The organism is Serratia sp. SA088 (genome assembly GCF_049065515.1).
GTDB classification, from domain to species: Bacteria; Pseudomonadota; Gammaproteobacteria; order Enterobacterales; family Enterobacteriaceae; genus Serratia; species Serratia nematodiphila.
Window position 1 is genome coordinate 433873 of the sequence record NZ_JBAKGW010000004.1, and the last position, 16238, is coordinate 450110.

Annotated in this window: 15 protein-coding genes; 6 read left to right on the plus strand and 9 right to left on the minus strand. The window is 61.9% G+C overall.

Annotated features, from left to right (window positions below; translation table 11 throughout):
* Positions 1–1350 carry a Na(+)-translocating NADH-quinone reductase subunit A gene (locus ACOWVD_RS13760; protein WP_049241361.1) on the minus strand — a complete coding sequence of 450 codons (1350 nt, stop codon included), beginning with the start codon at positions 1348–1350 and terminating at the stop codon, positions 1–3.
* A gap of 554 nt (positions 1351–1904) precedes the next feature.
* On the opposite strand from ACOWVD_RS13760, the gene dpaA reads away from it, so the two are divergent.
* A complete protein-coding gene (dpaA, locus tag ACOWVD_RS13765) occupies positions 1905–2675 on the plus strand; it encodes a peptidoglycan meso-diaminopimelic acid protein amidase (RefSeq protein WP_049241359.1) in 771 nt (256 codons plus the stop codon).
* On the opposite strand, the gene ACOWVD_RS13770 is transcribed toward dpaA, so the two are convergent.
* Together ACOWVD_RS13770 and lpcA are read right to left on the minus strand one after the other, a co-directional pair.
* The gene (locus ACOWVD_RS13770; RefSeq protein WP_004930222.1) at positions 2610–3413 is read right to left on the minus strand and encodes a class II glutamine amidotransferase; all 804 of its coding nucleotides are present in this window, start codon (positions 3411–3413) and stop codon (positions 2610–2612) included. The two genes, dpaA and ACOWVD_RS13770, sit on opposite strands and share 66 nt — an antisense overlap.
* 102 nt (positions 3414–3515) lie before the next feature.
* Positions 3516–4097, minus strand: coding sequence for a D-sedoheptulose 7-phosphate isomerase (gene lpcA / locus ACOWVD_RS13775; protein WP_004930220.1), 582 nt, complete (start codon positions 4095–4097; stop codon positions 3516–3518).
* A gap of 246 nt (positions 4098–4343) precedes the next feature.
* Here lpcA and fadE point away from each other — a divergent pair, with 246 nt between their 5' ends.
* Both fadE and ACOWVD_RS13785 read left to right on the plus strand, forming a co-directional pair.
* Positions 4344–6800 carry an acyl-CoA dehydrogenase FadE gene (fadE, locus tag ACOWVD_RS13780; RefSeq protein WP_197763861.1) on the plus strand — a complete coding sequence of 819 codons (2457 nt, stop codon included), beginning with the start codon at positions 4344–4346 and terminating at the stop codon, positions 6798–6800.
* 284 nt (positions 6801–7084) lie between these two features.
* The gene (locus ACOWVD_RS13785; RefSeq protein ID WP_004930217.1) at positions 7085–7237 is read left to right on the plus strand and encodes a Hok/Gef family protein; all 153 of its coding nucleotides are present in this window, start codon (positions 7085–7087) and stop codon (positions 7235–7237) included.
* 73 nt (positions 7238–7310) lie between these two features.
* Here the strand turns inward: ACOWVD_RS13785 and mtnK are convergent, their stop codons facing one another.
* On the minus strand, positions 7311–8510 hold the full coding sequence (gene mtnK / locus ACOWVD_RS13790) for an S-methyl-5-thioribose kinase (protein WP_075685768.1): 1200 nt from the start codon (positions 8508–8510) through the stop codon (positions 7311–7313).
* A gap of 146 nt (positions 8511–8656) precedes the next feature.
* Between mtnK and mtnA the strand changes: the two genes are divergently transcribed.
* Positions 8657–9685, plus strand: coding sequence for an S-methyl-5-thioribose-1-phosphate isomerase (gene mtnA / locus ACOWVD_RS13795; protein WP_197800769.1), 1029 nt, complete (start codon positions 8657–8659; stop codon positions 9683–9685).
* Between the two features lie 17 nt (positions 9686–9702).
* On the opposite strand, the gene ACOWVD_RS13800 is transcribed toward mtnA, so the two are convergent.
* Genes ACOWVD_RS13800 through ACOWVD_RS13810 form a run of 3 tightly spaced genes read right to left on the minus strand, consistent with a single transcriptional unit; the run spans position 9703 to position 11542 of the window.
* Positions 9703–10245: a 1,2-dihydroxy-3-keto-5-methylthiopentene dioxygenase gene (locus ACOWVD_RS13800; RefSeq protein WP_049241352.1), complete on the minus strand. Its 543-nt coding sequence runs from the start codon at positions 10243–10245 to the stop codon at positions 9703–9705.
* Positions 10242–10931, minus strand: coding sequence for an acireductone synthase (mtnC, locus tag ACOWVD_RS13805; RefSeq protein WP_197800770.1), 690 nt, complete (start codon positions 10929–10931; stop codon positions 10242–10244). The genes ACOWVD_RS13800 and mtnC overlap by 4 nt, the downstream gene beginning before the upstream one ends.
* The gene (locus tag ACOWVD_RS13810; protein WP_049241351.1) at positions 10928–11542 is read right to left on the minus strand and encodes a methylthioribulose 1-phosphate dehydratase; all 615 of its coding nucleotides are present in this window, start codon (positions 11540–11542) and stop codon (positions 10928–10930) included. The genes mtnC and ACOWVD_RS13810 overlap by 4 nt, the downstream gene beginning before the upstream one ends.
* A gap of 142 nt (positions 11543–11684) precedes the next feature.
* Between ACOWVD_RS13810 and ACOWVD_RS13815 the strand changes: the two genes are divergently transcribed.
* Positions 11685–12845, plus strand: a complete 1161-nt coding sequence (locus ACOWVD_RS13815; RefSeq protein WP_171403020.1) for a pyridoxal phosphate-dependent aminotransferase — start codon at positions 11685–11687, stop codon at positions 12843–12845.
* Positions 12833–13606: an amidohydrolase gene (locus tag ACOWVD_RS13820; protein WP_075685774.1), complete on the plus strand. Its 774-nt coding sequence runs from the start codon at positions 12833–12835 to the stop codon at positions 13604–13606. The genes ACOWVD_RS13815 and ACOWVD_RS13820 overlap by 13 nt, the downstream gene beginning before the upstream one ends.
* On the opposite strand, the gene hpxK is transcribed toward ACOWVD_RS13820, so the two are convergent.
* Together hpxK and ACOWVD_RS13830 are read right to left on the minus strand one after the other, a co-directional pair.
* Positions 13607–14851 carry an allantoate amidohydrolase gene (hpxK, locus tag ACOWVD_RS13825; RefSeq protein WP_164096001.1) on the minus strand — a complete coding sequence of 415 codons (1245 nt, stop codon included), beginning with the start codon at positions 14849–14851 and terminating at the stop codon, positions 13607–13609. It abuts the gene before it with no gap.
* Positions 14848–16092, minus strand: coding sequence for a pyridoxal-phosphate-dependent aminotransferase family protein (locus ACOWVD_RS13830; protein WP_015376720.1), 1245 nt, complete (start codon positions 16090–16092; stop codon positions 14848–14850). Before ACOWVD_RS13830 ends, hpxK begins: the two co-directional genes overlap by 4 nt.
* Positions 16093–16238 lie beyond the last annotated feature (146 nt).

The window sequence follows — 16238 nt, forward strand, 5'->3', positions numbered from 1 at the left end:
TTATCCTTCCTGCTCAATCTTGGTCAGCACCTCGCGCAGCACCGGCGCGTACTCATACTTGCCGGGGCAAACGAAGGTGCACAGCGCCAGATCTTCCTCGTCCAGCTCCAGACAACCCAGCGCCTGCGCGCTGTCGCTGTCGCCCGCCAGCAGATCGCGCAGCAGCAGCGTCGGCAAAATATCCAGCGGCATCACCCGCTCGTAGTTGCCGATCGGCACCATGGCGCGCTCGCCGCCGTTGGTGGTGGTCGAGAAGGCGAACAGTTTGTTCTTCAGGAAGTGGCCCAGCGTGGTGCGGGTAATGGAAAACTTGTTCGGCGAGGGCACGATCCAGCCGAACAGCTCTTTGTCGCGCCCTTCTTCCAGCACCGACACCTGCGAGTGGAAACGGCCGAGCCAGGCGTTCGGCCCGGCGGCGTGCATGCCGTTCAGCACCGAACCGGAGATCACCCGGTTCTCGCCGCCTTTCAGGCGGCCGGCGGTCAGCTCATCGAGGCTGGCCCCCAGGCGGGTGCGCAGCAGCGCCGGCTGCGCCACCTGCGGCCCGGCCAGCGCCACCACACGGCGGGTATCGAGCTTGCCGGTGGTGAACAGCGTGCCGATGGCGATCACGTCCTGGTAACCGATGTGCCAAACGGTTTTCTTCAGGCTGACCGGTTCGAGGAAGTGAATGTGGGTGCCCGCCAGCCCGGCGGGATGTGGGCCGGCGAATTCGCTGTAGGCGATCTGCGGGCCGCTCTGCTGACCAACCGAAGCGCCGGCGGCATGGCACACGTGCACCTTGCCTGCCGTCAGGCGCGCCAGCACCACCAACCCGGCGTTGAACGCCGCCTGCTGCTCGGCGATGATCACCTGCGGATCGGCGGCCAACGGCTGGGTGTCCATAGCGGTGACGAAAATGGCGCGCGGTTCGCTGCCGGGAGCCGGCGTCTTGCTGAACGGACGGGTGCGCAGCGCGGTCCACAGGCCGCTGGCGATCAGTTCGCTTTCGACCTGTTCGCGCGGCAGCTGGCTCAGTTCACCCAGCGGGTAGTGCGCGAACTCGAGCTGATCGTCGCCGCCGTTTTCCAGCGCAATCACCACCGATTGCAATACGCGCCGCTCGCCGCGGTTAATCGCGGCGATGCGGCCGCTGGCGGGAGCCGTGAAGAAAACCCCGGGGTTTTTCTTGTCTTCGAACAACGCCTGGCCTTTCTTAACGGTATCGCCTTCCTGCACCAGCATGGAGGGGCGCATTCCGACATACTCTTCCCCAAGCAGGGCGACATGCTGAATGTTCGGGCCATCTTGGATCGCCTGAACCGGAGCCCCGGCTATCGGCAGATCTAACCCTTTTCTGATCTTAATCATAGGATTTATACGATGTAGTTTGGTTTACACGTCTGACCGGCCCCAGAGGCGGGTGCGGACGATGCCAGGATTGCCGGGCAGTGCGCACGACGGCACGCCCAACATAAACTTTCTCGCAGTGAATATATGGGGTAACGCGCATTCCCTTGATTCCCCCCTCTCCGTTATTTGCGTGACAATCGATGTGTTAACGGCCTGTAGCCAAATAACCACCGAAACGGCCGGGTTATATGCCATAACCCCCGCCGCTTCAATCGCCACCGCGCGTTAAATTGAAGAGAGAATATTAACATTGTTCGCAACATTGTTCTGCGTTCCGTCGTGACTTGGGTCAAGCAAACGCAATTAAATTTCGCCTGTTTTTCACTACTTATCGTTAAAATCTGCCGGTCATTTCACTTTTATCGAGCTTTGTCGTTTTTTTATACATATCACGTATTGCTAAAAATAAACGCGCTGGTAATCTGGCGGTGTTTTGCAGCAGTAAAAACAATAATCAGTGGCATGCTGGCCAGGTTGATTGCGCCGGCAGATAAATATAAGCAGGAATTATAATGAGCAAAATCGCGCTGTTGTTTGCGATGCTTGTTTCTATGCCGATGATCACGGCCTGCAGCGCCAGCGAGCAGGTACCCGAAGCGCCGGTAGTTAAACAGCAATTATTGGGTTCGCCGGTCTATATTCAGATCTTCAAAGAGGAACGCAAGCTGGAATTGTATGCCAGAATGGGCAATGAATTCCGCCTGGTCAACACGTTCCCGATCTGTAATTTCTCCGGCGGGCTGGGTCCTAAACGTCGTGAAGGCGACTTTAAAAGTCCTGAAGGCTTTTATAGCGTTGACGCGCGCCATCTGAAACCCGACAGCAAGTATTATCGGGCGATCAATATCGGTTTCCCTAACGATTACGATAAGTCGCAGGGCTATTCCGGCGCTTATCTGATGATCCACGGCGAATGTAAATCGATCGGCTGTTACGCGATGACCAACACCTATATGGATGAGATCTATCGCTACGTCGAAGCCGCCTTCGCCTATGGCCAAAGCCGCGTCGACATCAGCATCTACCCGTTCCGCATGACCGATCAGAATCTCAAACGCCATGCGTCATCCAGCTATATCGCCTTCTGGCGCCAGCTGAAGCCGGGCTACGATTACTTCGCGAAGAACCGCCAACCGCCGACAATGGGCGTGGTCAATGGCCAGTACGTCTTGGGTCAACCGCTGATGAGCAGCGGCGGCATGATGACGCAGTACGCGTCAGCCAGCCCGACGCCCAACACCAACCCCTTCGCTCAGAACAAGCCGCTCACCGAAGTGAAATAACGCGAACTCGCCTGGCTCAATCTTGTGCCAGGTTTCGTTGGCGGTCAGCGGTTGGGTGGCGATCACCGTGACCACATCGTTCGGTGTGGTCTGTTGCTGAAAATCAATCTCCACGTCCTGATCAAGCAGCGTCGCCTTGCCGAACGGCGCGCGGCGCGTGATCCAATACAGGTTGGTGGAGCAATAGGCCATCACGAAGCGCCCGTCCGACAACAGCATATTGAATACCCCTTTCTTGCGCAGCTGGCTCGCCAACAGGCCAATGTAGCGGAATACCGCCGGCCACTGGCTCGGGGTGCGCGGATATTTCAGCGCCAGCTGGTGCAGCAGCCAGCAGAACGCATATTCGCTGTCGGTCTGGCCGACCGGGCGGAACGTGCCGGTATCCAGCTGGCGATAGCCTTTCAATTGGCCGTTGTGCGCGTAGGTCCAGTTGCGGCCCCACAGTTCACGGGTGAACGGATGGGTGTTTTCCAACGCCACTTCGCCGCGGTTGGCCTGGCGAATATGGGACACCACCGCGCAAGACTTGATCGGGTAGTCCTGCACCAGGCGGGCGATCGGCGAGTTGAAGCTCGGCTGCGGATCCTTGAATGTACGGCAGCCGTTCCCTTCATAGAAGGTAATGCCCCAGCCATCCTTATGCGGCCCGGTGCGGCCGCCGCGCTGTACCAGGCCGGTAAAGCTGAAGCAGATATCGGTCGGTACGTTTGCGCTCATCCCGAGCAGTTCACACATCGCCAGCACTCCTTAACCACACTGACACAGGCTGTGCGGGCGCGGCATATATGCGGCGCCCGCAGTCTTATTCATGGGGAGCTGCAGCCCCCCCGAAGGCTATTACGCCTTAACCATCTCTTTTTCGATCAGCTGAATCAAGATGTGAATCGCTTTAATATGGATTTCCTGAATGCGATCGGCGTAACCGAAGTGCGGCACGCGAATTTCCACATCGGCGGAACCCGCCATCTTGCCGCCGTCCTTGCCGGTCAGGGTGATCACTTTCATCCCCTTGGCGCGCGCCGCGTCGATAGCCTTGATGATGTTGCCGGAGTTGCCGGAGGTGGAAATGCCCAGCAGCACGTCGCCTTCGCGGCCCACCGCTTCCACATAGCGCGAGAACACATACTCATAGCCGAAGTCGTTGCTGACGCAGGACAGGTGGCTCACGTCCGAGATGGCAATCGCCGGGTAGCCCGGGCGGTTTTCGCGGTAGCGGCCGGTCAGCTCTTCGGCGAAGTGCATCGCGTCGCAATGGGAACCGCCGTTGCCGCAGGAGATCACTTTACCGCCGGCTTTGAAGGAGTCCGCCAGCAGCACCGCCGCGCGTTGGATGGCGTCGATGTTGGCGTCGTCATTGATAAATTTCGCCAGGGTATCAGCCGCTTCGTTCAGTTCACTGCGAATAAGGTCGTGGTACATGAGGAACCTCTTGTTATCGTCAAATCTTCCGCTCCGCAGTGTACCGGATCGCGGAAACAGCGAGAAGCATTCTCAGCCAAACAGCGCGCCGGTTAAGGAAGCGGAGAGGTTTTTGATGATTGGTGCTGTCAGTTTGTGACCTGAGTTGTAATTAAACTGTAAACGCATTGATAAAAATTCTGCCTTGTACTAAAACCTATTACATACACACAACAGGTCAGACCTCTTACTACTTCGGAGCTTCTTATGATGGTTCTTAGTATCGTCGTTTTCCTGGCTCTCCTTGGCGTGGTGTTCTACCACCGAGTGAACCTTACCCTCAGCAGCCTGATACTGGTGGCGTACACCGCCGCCATGGGCGCGATCGGCCTGTGGAGCTTCTGGCTGTTGCTGCCGCTGGCGATCGTGCTGCTGCCACTGAACCTTTCCTCTGTGCGTCGCTCTCTGCTCTCCGCGCCAGCGCTGCGCGCCTTCCGCAAGGTGATGCCGCCGATGTCCACCACCGAGAAGGAAGCGATCGACGCGGGCACCACCTGGTGGGAAGGCGATCTGTTCCGCGGCGCGCCGGACTGGAACAAGCTGCACAGCTACCCGAAACCGCGCCTGACGGAAGAAGAGCAGGCGTTTATCGACGGCCCGGTGGAAGAAGCCTGCCGCATGGCCAACGACTTCCAGATCACTCACGAACTGGCCGATCTGCCGCCTGAACTCTGGGCGTACCTGAAAGAACACCGTTTCTTCGCGATGATCATCAAGAAAGAGTACGGCGGCCTGGAATTCTCCCCTTACGCTCAGGCGATGGTGCTGCAAAAACTGGCCGGCGTTTCCGGCATCCTGGCAATCACCGTCGGCGTGCCAAACTCCCTCGGCCCGGGGGAACTGCTGCAGCATTACGGTACTGAAGAACAGAAAAACCACTATCTGCCGGGCCTGGCGCGCGGCGACGAGATCCCTTGCTTCGCGCTGACCAGCCCGGAAGCGGGTTCCGATGCCGGCGCGATCCCGGACGTGGGCACCGTGTGCATGGGCGAATGGCAAGGCAAGCAGGTGCTGGGCATGCGCCTGACCTGGAACAAGCGCTACATCACGCTGGCGCCGGTCGCCACCGTGCTGGGCCTGGCGTTCAAACTGCATGACCCGAACCGCCTGCTGAGCGACAACGAATCCCCGGGCATCACCTGTGCGCTGATCCCGACCAGCACGCCGGGCGTGGAAATCGGCAACCGCCACTTCCCGCTGAACGTGCCGTTCCAGAACGGCCCGACCCGCGGCACCGACGTGTTCGTGCCGATCGATTACATCATCGGCGGGCCGAAAATGGCCGGCCAGGGCTGGCGCATGCTGGTTGAATGCCTGTCGGTCGGTCGCGGCATCACCCTGCCGTCCAACTCCACCGGCAGCCTGAAATCCATCGCCCTGGCGACCGGCGCTTACGCGCACATTCGCCGTCAGTTCAAGATCTCCATCGGCAAGATGGAAGGGATCGAAGAGCCGTTGGCGCGCATTGCCGGCAACACCTATGTGATGGACGCCGCCGCTTCGCTGATCACCTATGCACTGGTGCAGGGCGAGAAACCGGCCGTGCTGTCGGCCATCGTCAAATACCACTGTACGCACCGCGGCCAGCAGTCGATCGTTGACGCCATGGACATCGCCGGCGGTAAAGGCATCATGCTGGGCGAATCCAACTTCCTGGCTCGCGCTTATCAGGGCGCACCGATCGCCATCACGGTGGAAGGCGCGAACATCCTGACCCGCACCATGATGATCTTCGGCCAGGGCGCGATCCGCTGCCATCCTTATGTGCTGGATGAAATGGCGGCGGCGCAGAACAACGATCTGAACGCCTTCGATAAATCGCTGTTCGGCCACCTGGGCCACGTCGGCAGCAACAAGGTACGCAGCTTCTGGCTGGGCCTGACCAACGGCCGCACCAGCGCCACGCCGACCAAGGACGCGACCCGTCGTTACTATCAGCAGTTGAACCGCCTGAGCGCCAACCTGGCGTTGCTGTCGGACGTTTCCATGGGCGTGCTGGGCGGCAGCCTGAAGCGCCGCGAGCGCATCTCCGCTCGCCTGGGGGATATCCTCAGCCAGATGTATCTGGCTTCCGCCGTGCTGAAACGCTTTGACGACGAAGGCCGTCAGAAAGAAGATCTGCCGCTGGTGCATTGGGGCGTGCAAGACAGCCTGCATAAAGCCGAACAGGCGCTGGATGATCTGCTGCGCAACTTCCCGAACCGCTTTATCGCCGGCGCGCTGCGCTTCGTGGTCTTCCCGTTCGGCCGCGTGCATAACGCACCGTCCGATCGCCTGGATCATCAGCTGGCCAAGATCCTGCAGGTGCCTTCCGCCACCCGCAGCCGTCTGGGGCGCGGCCAGTACCTGACGCCGAGCGAGCATAACCCAATCGGCCTGCTGGAAGCGGCGCTGGCCGACGTGATGGCCGCCGAGCCGATTCACGAACGCCTGTGCAAGGCGGTCGGCAAAAACCTGCCGTTCACCCGTCTGGATCGTTTGGCGGAGCGCGCGCTGGAAGAAGGCAAGATCAGCGCCGACGAGGCGAAGATCCTGGTGAAAGCCGAAGAGAGCCGCCTGCGCTCCATCAACGTAGACGACTTCGCGCCGGACGCGCTGGCGGCCGCCAAGCCGGAAAAGCCGGCGGCGCAATCTAAGCGCCAGCAGCAGACCGAAGCGGCTTAAGGTTCACTTCACGTATCCAAGGGGCGATCATCATCGCCCCTTTTTCTTTTGCTTTCATGACAAACTGCGCACCGCGCCGCAGGTTGGCGCAACGGCGGATTTTACGGGAAGGAAGTTCGGGTAGGCTGCGCCGCGGGTGCTCTGGATCTTTCTGTCCGGCGCCTTGGCAAAGGAGAGAAAGAGAAAGGCCCCGAGTCGATATTATCAACCCGAGGCCACTCTGATGCCAAGCAACATCAGGTTAGCCTCTTACCCGCCGCAAGGCAAGGATAGGGAGGTCAAAAATGCAGCAAAAACGGGTCGTGCTTAAACTGGTGATCGTCTGTATGACGCTGATCGCGTTCATCTGGCTAACCCGCGGTTCGCTGTGCGAACTGCGCATCAGGTTGGGAGACTCGGAGGTTGCGGCCACTTTGGCTTACGAATCCGAACGGTAAGGCAACCCAACGGCGGGGTTCGCCCCGCCCGTTGGCTGATGATGTCAGGCTGGATCCACGAGCACCCGCCTTTTCAGCCTTGCTGACGAATGCGCGCCAACAGCGCGTCGATATGCTCGATCTGCGGTGCATTGACGATCAGCGTGCGCCCCAAACCCAGCGCATGACGCTGGCAGTCGAGGCGCATGTCAGCGTCGGCGATGCTGTCCAGATCGGCGACGTGCGCCAGGCCGATGGTGCGCCGAATCAGTTCGGTGCCGCAGTATCCTATCGCGTCGCTCCAGACCTGCTGCAGGAACTGCTCGGCGTAACCCGGCGTCGCCAGCGCCGCATCGCGGCTTTGCTGATGGCACAGCGCCAGGAAACGATCGGCAAAGATCAGCCACAGCTCGCGCACATCCTGCAGCCGCTGCTCGCGCCCGGCGGCGGCGTCGCGCGGCCCGAACAGCCCCGGCTGGCCGCAATAGTTGAGCAGCAGATTGCCTAACGCAGTGCCGACATCGAAACCGATCGGGCCGTAGAAACCGAATTCAGCGTCGATCGCTTTCAATCGCCCTTCCGCCACGAAAATTGAACCGCTGTGGATATCCCCGTGCAACAGCGCCTCCGCCTTGCTGAGGAAGCGATGTTTCAGGCCGGCGACCGCCAACTTCAGCGGCGCATCCTCGCGCAGCGCCTGTACCTGCGGCAACAGCGCCGCCTCGAACTGATTGCGCTCATGGTCGATATAGGGATCGGTAAAGAACAGATCTTCGGTGATCTGGCACAGTTCGGGGTTGGTGAAACGGCTGACTTCCGCCTTTTTCTGCTGCGCCGGCTGATAAAAATCGGAGGTGTGGAACAGCGTCTGCGCCAGGTATTCCGCCAGCTGACCGGCCGCCAGCGGATGATAGTTCCCCTGCACCAGTTCGCTGCGCCAGATGCGATGATCGGAGAGATCTTCTTGCACCATCACCGCCAACTCAGGATCGTGATGCAAGACTTTTACCGTATGCCGCGGGCAGAAACCGCCGTGGATCAACAGCGTTTCCGCTTCGATGCGCGCCCGATCCAACGTCAGCGGCCAGGATTCGCCCACGCAGCGCACGTAGGGCAGCGCCTGTTTGACGATCACCCGGCTCACGCCTTCGCGATCGCGGATCTTGAACACCAGGTTCAGGTTGCCGTCGCCGATCTCGTCGGCGCTGACCAGCGCCTGCGGATCGGCCACCTGCCCGTATTGGCGGGCGTATTCAACGGCATCGGCAGCCGTAAACGTACGATAAAGCGACATTCCCCAACCCCTCTGTTCTCTCTCGCTGCCCCCAGCGATTCTGTTTATTTAGACGTAAAAGCATTTGGACGTCTATACATCTGGAAGTCATGTTGGCAGAATAGCGTTTCAGATGCAATAACCTCGCAACAAGGAATTAACCGCCGATGCAAGCGCTTAACACCACCAGTTTGACCCTGCAGGACAACCGCCTTTGGATCCTCGATCAGCAAGCCCTGCCGCAGGAAAAGCGGTGGCGCGCTTGCGACAGCGTGGAGGAGTTGGTCGGGCACATTCACAGCCTGCGGGTGCGCGGCGCACCGCTGATCGGGCTGTCCGCCAGCCTGTTGTTGGCGCTGCTGGCGGAGCGCGGTCTGCCGCGCGCCGAGCTGGAGCAGGCGCTGCACACGCTGCGCGCCGCCCGCCCGACGGCGGTTAACCTGATGAACAATCTGGATCGCATGAAGCTGGCGCTGGCGGAGTCTGACTGGGCGCCGGCGATGGTGAACGAAGCGCTGCGGTTGGTGGAGGAAGATCGCCTGCTGTGCGATCGCATCGCCGATCGCGGCGCTGGTCTGGTCAAGCCCGGCAGCCGCCTGCTGACCCACTGCAATACCGGCGGGTTGGCCACCGCCGGCGTCGGCACCGCCATCGGCGTGCTGCTGCGCGCCCACCAGCAGGGCAAGGTGCAACAGGTATGGGTCGATGAAACCCGGCCGCTGCTGCAGGGCGGCCGTCTGACCGCCTGGGAACTGGGCGAGCTGGGCATTCCCTATCGCCTGATCTGCGATTCGATGGCCGCCAGCCTGATGGCGCAGGGCCAGGTCGATGCGGTGTGGGTCGGCGCGGATCGCATCGCCGCCAACGGCGACGTCGCCAACAAGATTGGCACTTACAGCCTGGCGGTGCTGGCGCACTACCATGACATTCCATTCTACGTGGCTGCCCCGCATACCACCCACGATCCGCACTGCCCAGACGGCGCCGCCATCCCGATCGAGCAACGCGCGGCGGCCGAAGTCACCGGCGTTTCAGGCAGCTTCGGCGCCTGCCAGTGGGCGCCGGCCGATGCGCCGGTCTACAATCCGGCGTTCGACGTCACGCCGGCAAAACTCATCAGCGGGTGGGTGTTCGACAGCGGCGTGATCACGCCGCAACAGGTTGAAGCGGGGATCTTCCGGCGGACGCTGGGTTAACGCCCGCCGGTTAACGATCAGTCCAGACGCGGATAGGCATCGGCGATCTTGTCGCCGGTGAAATGCGCCACCCAGCCTTCCGGGTTGTCGAACACCCGGATCGCGGTAAAGTGCGGCGCCGAGCCCATATCGAACCAGTGACGGGTGTTGGCCGGCACTGAGATCAGATCGTTCTTTTCGCACAGGATCTGGAAGATCTTGCCGTCCAGATGCAGGCAAAACAGCCCCGCCCCTTCAACGAAAAAGCGCACTTCATCTTCGCCGTGCGTATGTTCGGACAGGAATTTTTCACGCAGCGCCTGGCGCTGTTCGTGGTCCGGTCGCATGCTGATCACGTCCCAGCTCTGGTAGCCCTTTTCCGCCACCAGCCGGTCGATCTCATGCTGGTAGGCGGCGATCACCGCCTCCGGCTGCGGATTGTCGCCCAGCTCGCGATCCGCCTGCCAACGCTCAAAGCGCACGCCGATCTGCGCCAGCTGGCGCTGGATTTCCTGCGCGTCGCGGCTCTGCCACAGCGGCTGCTGCGACGCTGTATCACTGAAAATGGTCAATCCACTCATGAGACAAACTCCCCTAAATCGATGTGATCAAAACGGCTGACCTGTGGATGCCGGCTTTGTGCGTCCGCCTCATCGCGGATCAGCTGGCAGGTATGCCAGCCGGCGGCCTGCGCCGCGTCCAGCTCCTGGTGGATATCGGACAGGAACAGCAGTTCGTCGGGCGCGATGCCGATAGCCTGCGCAATGTTGCGGTACGACGCGGTTTCACGCTTGGCGCCGACGTGCGTGTCGAAATAGCCGCTAAACAGCGGCTGCAGATCGCCGGCGTCGCTGTGGCCGAACAGCAGCTTCTGCGCCTCCACCGAACCGGAGGAATAGACGTAAAGCTGCAGCCCCTGACGCTGCCAGGCGGCCAGCTGCCCCGCGACCTCCGGGTACAGATGCCCGCGGAAATCCCCTTCGCGATAGCCGCTACGCCAGATGATGCCCTGCAGCGCCTTGAGCGCGGTGGATTTGCGGTCTTCATCCATAAAGCGGTACAGCGCGGCGATCAGCGCGTCGAGATCCGCCTGTGGCTGGTCAATTTCAGTGCGCAGCGCCGCCAGCGGCGCGGCGACTTCGCTCTCCGTGGCGTGACGGCGAACAAAATCCGCCAGCCGTTCACGGGCATAGGGAAACAGCACCTGATGCACGAAGCGAATATCGCTGGTGGTGCCTTCAATATCGGTCACGATAGCGCGGATCATTTCGCCTCCAGCAAGCGACGTTGCAGTTCACACTGGAACAGGAATTCCAGCCCTTCGAGATGGCGGCGGGCTTCCGCCACCTGGCTTCCCCAGCAATAGAGACCGTGGCCGCGCACCAGAAAACCGTACTGCAGCGGCGTGACCTCGGCATAGGCCGCCACGCGCGCCGCCAGCCGGGGGATGTCCTGATCGTTATCGAAAATGGGGATCGCCACGCTGTCCAGGTGGCTGCGCTGGCCGGCGAGCGACTTTTGCATTTCGTACCCCTGCAGCACCAACGCATCGCCGCGTTCCACCCGCGACAACACGGTGGCGTTGACGGAATGGGTATGCAGCACCGCGCCAAGGTGCGGGTACAAGCGATAGAGCAGCGTATGCAGCCCGGTTTCCGCCGACGGCGTACGGCCGCTCGGCACATGATTGTCAGCAATATCCACCCGCAGAAAATCGGCGGCGCTCAGGCTGCCCTTGTCTTTGCCGGACTCGGTAACCAGGCATTGACGTTCGTCGAGGCGCAGCGACATGTTGCCGCCGGTCGCCGGACACCAGCCTTTGTCGCCAATCCAGTGGCAGGCCGCCAGTAACGCGGCAATTTGCGGATTCTCCGTCATTATTATCGTTTCCCGTTCGCTAAAGCAGTCAGCAGGCAGGCTAAGCACTTTTTCGCATTTAGCCATCTAAGCGTCTTGATTGCCAAATACTAGCATCGTGTTATATTGACGGCAATATAAGCGCCTGGAGTATTCACCTGCTATGAGCACTTCCGCATTGATTCCCGAAAGTAAACTGCCTGCCCTGGGCACCACCATCTTCACCCAGATGAGCGCGCTGGCGCAGCAGCATCAGGCGATCAACCTGTCGCAGGGCTTCCCCGATTTCGACGGGCCGGACTACCTGAAAGCACGCCTGGCCTGGCATGTCGCCCAGGGCGCCAACCAGTATGCACCGATGACCGGCGTGGCGGCGCTGCGCGAAGCCATCGCCGACAAAACCGCCGAGCTGTATGGCTGGCAGCCGGACGCCACCGCCGAAGTGACCGTCACCGCCGGCGCTACCGAAGCGCTGTTCGCCGCCATCACGGCGCTGGTTCGCCCCGGCGATGAGGTGGTCTGTTTCGATCCGAGCTACGACAGCTACGCGCCGGCGGTGACGCTGGCCGGCGGCGTACTCAAACGCCTCGCCCTGCAGCCGCCCGCGTTTGCCGTGGATTGGCAACGGTTCGCCGCCGCGCTGTCGCCGCGCACCCGCCTGGTGATCGTCAATACGCCGCACAATCCGTCCGCCACCGCCTGGCAGGCGGAAGACCTGCAGCAGCTGTGGCACGCCATCGCCGAACGCGAGATCTACGTGCTCAGTGACGAAGTCTACGAACACATCTGCTTCGCCAAAGGCGGGCACGCCAGCGTATTGGCCCACCCGCAATTGCGCCAACGGGCGATCGCGGTGTCCTCCTTCGGTAAAACCTTCCACATGACCGGCTGGAAAGTGGGTTACTGCGTGGCGCCCACCACGCTGAGCGCCGAGGTGCGCAAGGTGCATCAATACCTGACCTTTTCGGTTAATACTCCGGCGCAGCTGGCGCTGGCGGATAGCCTGCGCGCCGAGCCGGAGCACTGGCGACAGCTGCCGGCATTCTACCGCGCCAAGCGCGACCGCTTCGTGCAAGCGCTGGCGAGCAGCCGACTGGAAATTTTACCCTGCGCCGGTACATACTTCTTGCTGGCGGACTACAGCGCCATCTCCGATCTGGACGATGTGGCGTTCTGCCATTGGTTAACCGAGCACGTGGGCGTGGCGGCCATTCCGCTGTCGGTCTTCTGTGCCGATCCTTTCCCCCATAAATTGATCCGGCTGTGCTTCGCTAAGCAGGACGCCACGCTGGATGCAGCTGCGGAGCGGTTATGTCGACTTTAAAAATTACCCTGTTGCAGCAACCGCTGGTCTGGCGCGACGGCCTTGCTAACCTGGCCGCCTTCGACGCGTTGCTGGCGCCGATCGTCGGGCGCGATCTCATCGTCTTGCCGGAAATGTTCACCACCGGTTTTGCCATGGATGCCGGCGAGAGCGCCCTGCCCGAACAGCAGGTGATCGACTGGCTGCACGGCTGGGCGGTGAAAAGCCACGCGTTGATCGGCGGCAGCGTGGCGCTGAAAACCGCCGAAGGCGCGGTCAATCGCTTCCTGCTGGTGGAGCCGGGCGGCCAGGTGCATGCCTATGACAAACGCCATCTGTTCCGCATGGCCGGCGAACACCTGCACTACCAGGCCGGCAACCGGCGTGAAATCTTCGAGTGGCGCGGCTGGCGCATCCTGCCGCAGATCTGCTACGACCTGCGTTTCCCGGTCTGGGCGCGCTATCAGCAGGATTACGATCTGGCGCTGTACGTCGCCAACTGGCCGGCGCCGCGCAGCCGCCATTGGCAAACGCTGCTGGCGGCGCGGGCGATTGAAAATCAGGTGTATGTAGCGGGCTGCAACCGGGTGGGCGAAGACCCTAACGGCCTGAACTACAGCGGAGACAGCCTGATCATCGGCCCGCAGGGCGAGATCCTGGCGGATGCCGAGCCCGGCACAGCCGCGCGGCTGGACGCCGAGCTGTCGCTGGAAAGCCTGCAGAGTTACCGCAGCGCCTTCCCGGCCTGGCGCGACGCCGACAGCTTTCTGCGTCTTGACTGATCAAACACTCTCCCAGCCGGCGATCATCAGGCAATAGGCCTGGATCGCCAGCGCCACGTCCGCCTGCCGCACCGCTTCGGCCGGATGATGGCTGACGCCGCCGGCGCAACGCACAAACAGCATGCCGACCGGCCAGTGCGCCGCCACGGCGATGGCGTCGTGTCCGGCGCCGCTCGGCAGCGCCAAACTCTGCCCCTGTACCTGCTCGACGGCCGCCTGCCAGCGGCGCTGCAGATCGCTATCGCAGGCGGTGGCGTCGATGCGATAAAACGCCTCGCTGGCGAAGCGCACTCCGCGCCGCGCGCAGATCGCTTGCGCCTGCGCCAGCAACGCCGTCAATAGCGTCGCCAGCGGTGCATCCTGCGGGCCGCGCACGTCGAGCGTCAAGCGCACCTCGCCGGGGATCACGTTGACCGCGCCCGGCAGGCTCTCGATGCAGCCCACGGTGGCCACCAGGTGCGGATCGGCGGCGCAGGTCAGGGTTTCTACCGCCATCATCCATTCCGCCGCGGCCGCCAACGCATCTTTGCGCTGCCCCATCGGCACCGTGCCGGCGTGGCCCGCCTCCCCGCTAAAGACACAGTTAAGCCGACGCGCGCCGTTGATCGCCGTCACCACCCCCAGCGCCAGGTCGGCCGCCTCCAGGCACGGGCCCTGTTCGATATGCAGCTCAAAATAGGCGCGGATGTCGTGTGGCGCACGGCGCGCCTGTAGAATCGCCGCCGGATCCAGCCCGAAGTCACGCATCGCCTGCGCGATGCTAACGCCGTCGGCATCGGTACGCACCAGCCACTCTGCAGACCACTGGCCGGTCAGGCCGCGGCTGCCCAACAGCGTCACGCCGAAGCGCGCCCCCTCTTCATCCGCAAAACCGATCACCTCCAGCGCCAACGGCAATCGGCGCCCCTGGCGGTGATAGCGCGCCACCACTTCCAGCGCCGTAAGCACGCCGAGCATGCCGTCATAGCGCCCGGCGTTACGCACCGTGTCCAGATGCGAACCGAGCAGCAGCGCGGGGGCGCCGGGCGTTAAACCTTCATAGCGGCCGCAGATATTGCCGACGCTGTCCTGCCAAACCGCCATGCCGCTCTCGCGCATCCATTCGCCAACCAGCCGGTTGGCGCGCCGATGTTCCGCAGAAAGATAAAGGCGCGTGAGCCGATCGGGCTCCGCGCTGATCGCCGCCAGCTCGTCACAGCGCGCCATCACTCGTACGGCGGCCTGCTGCGCCTCCAGCGGCGTCATCCATGATGTCCCGCATCATAAACGTTCCAGGCGGCCTGCAATGCCTCGCCCTGCCTGCTGGCGAAACCGAGGCGGTTCAACACCGCCTCCAGCGCCGCCAGCGTTTGCAGCACGCAATCCTTGCGCGCGTTGTAGCCCATGGTGCCGATGCGCCAGATTTTTCCCTGCAGCGGGCCGAACGAGGTGCCGATCTCGATGGCGAAGTCGTTCAGCATCATCTGCCGCACCTGTTCGCCATGTACCTGCGGCGGGATCATCACGCCGAGCACGTTATTCATGCGGTGTTCAAGATCGCCGAATACCGCCAGCCCCATGCCCCGGATGCCCGCCAGCAGCGCCGCGCCGTGCAGCCGGTGGCGGGCGATGGCGTGCTCCAGCCCTTCTTCGAGGATCACCCGCGCACATTCCCGCGCCGCGAACAGCATGCTGGTGGCTTCGGTATGGTGATTGAGGCGCTCCGGTCCCCAATAATCCATGATCATGCCGATGTCGAAATAGTTGGAGTAGATCATCTCGTCGTCGCCGTCGGCGTGCTCGGCGGTTCGGATCCCCTGCTCCACGCATTTACGGCGGCGCACGATCTCTTCAAACTGCGGGCTGAGGGTGACCGGTGAACTGCCGGAGGGGCCGCCCAGGCACTTCTGCAGCCCGGCAGAGACCGCATCCAGCCCCCAGGCGTCGGTCTCCAGCGGGTTGCCGCCGAAGGAAGCGGTCGCATCGGTGTAAAACAGCACGCCGTGGCGGCGGCAGATATCACCCAGCTCATGCAGCGGCTGCAGCATGGTGGTGGACGTGTCGCCCTGCACCGTCAGCAGCAGGCGCGGACGCACCCGCTTAATCGCGTCTTCGATGCGATCGGCGCTGAACACCTCACCCCACGGTACCTCGATCGTATGCACCTCGGCACGGCAACGGCGGGCGATCTCGCACAGCAGATGTCCGAAGCGGCCAAATACCGGCACCAGCACCTTATCGCCCGGGCGAATGGCGGAAACCAGCAGCGCTTCGATGCCGGCGCGCGAGGTGCCGTCCACCAGCATCGTCCAGCGGTTTTCGGTGCGGAACAGCGCGCGATACAGCGCCATGACCTGATTCATGTAACCGGTCATCGCCGGATCGTACTGGCCGATCAGCTGGCTCGACATGGCGCGCAGCACGCGCGGATCGGCGTTGATCGGCCCCGGCCCCATCAGCAGGCGCGCCGGCGGGTTAATCTGATCGAATTGCGAGATATCCAACATGTTCATTCCCTGTCAGCTTAGTAAGTTATTGAGTTATGCCTTCAGCGTCGACATGACGTTTGTTTGCTGCCCAACAGCCTACTCCCGATAGGGATTCAGTTGAAACAAAAGATTCTTATGATCAATTAATGAAACCAAAGTAACAC

Bases quoted from the DNA above. Each gene is read 5' to 3' on its own strand.
- ACOWVD_RS13760 (WP_049241361.1), bottom strand. From the start codon at position 1,350: ATGATTAAGATCAGAAAAGGGTTAGATCTGCCGATAGCCGGGGCTCCG.
- dpaA (WP_049241359.1), top strand. From the start codon at position 1,905: ATGAGCAAAATCGCGCTGTTGTTTGCGATGCTTGTTTCTATGCCGATG.
- ACOWVD_RS13770 (WP_004930222.1), bottom strand. From the start codon at position 3,413: ATGTGTGAACTGCTCGGGATGAGCGCAAACGTACCGACCGATATCTGC.
- lpcA (WP_004930220.1), bottom strand. From the start codon at position 4,097: ATGTACCACGACCTTATTCGCAGTGAACTGAACGAAGCGGCTGATACC.
- fadE (WP_197763861.1), top strand. From the start codon at position 4,344: ATGATGGTTCTTAGTATCGTCGTTTTCCTGGCTCTCCTTGGCGTGGTG.
- ACOWVD_RS13785 (WP_004930217.1), top strand. From the start codon at position 7,085: ATGCAGCAAAAACGGGTCGTGCTTAAACTGGTGATCGTCTGTATGACG.
- mtnK (WP_075685768.1), bottom strand. From the start codon at position 8,510: ATGTCGCTTTATCGTACGTTTACGGCTGCCGATGCCGTTGAATACGCC.
- mtnA (WP_197800769.1), top strand. From the start codon at position 8,657: ATGCAAGCGCTTAACACCACCAGTTTGACCCTGCAGGACAACCGCCTT.
- ACOWVD_RS13800 (WP_049241352.1), bottom strand. From the start codon at position 10,245: ATGAGTGGATTGACCATTTTCAGTGATACAGCGTCGCAGCAGCCGCTG.
- mtnC (WP_197800770.1), bottom strand. From the start codon at position 10,931: ATGATCCGCGCTATCGTGACCGATATTGAAGGCACCACCAGCGATATT.
- ACOWVD_RS13810 (WP_049241351.1), bottom strand. From the start codon at position 11,542: ATGACGGAGAATCCGCAAATTGCCGCGTTACTGGCGGCCTGCCACTGG.
- ACOWVD_RS13815 (WP_171403020.1), top strand. From the start codon at position 11,685: ATGAGCACTTCCGCATTGATTCCCGAAAGTAAACTGCCTGCCCTGGGC.
- ACOWVD_RS13820 (WP_075685774.1), top strand. From the start codon at position 12,833: ATGTCGACTTTAAAAATTACCCTGTTGCAGCAACCGCTGGTCTGGCGC.
- hpxK (WP_164096001.1), bottom strand. From the start codon at position 14,851: ATGACGCCGCTGGAGGCGCAGCAGGCCGCCGTACGAGTGATGGCGCGC.
- ACOWVD_RS13830 (WP_015376720.1), bottom strand. From the start codon at position 16,092: ATGTTGGATATCTCGCAATTCGATCAGATTAACCCGCCGGCGCGCCTG.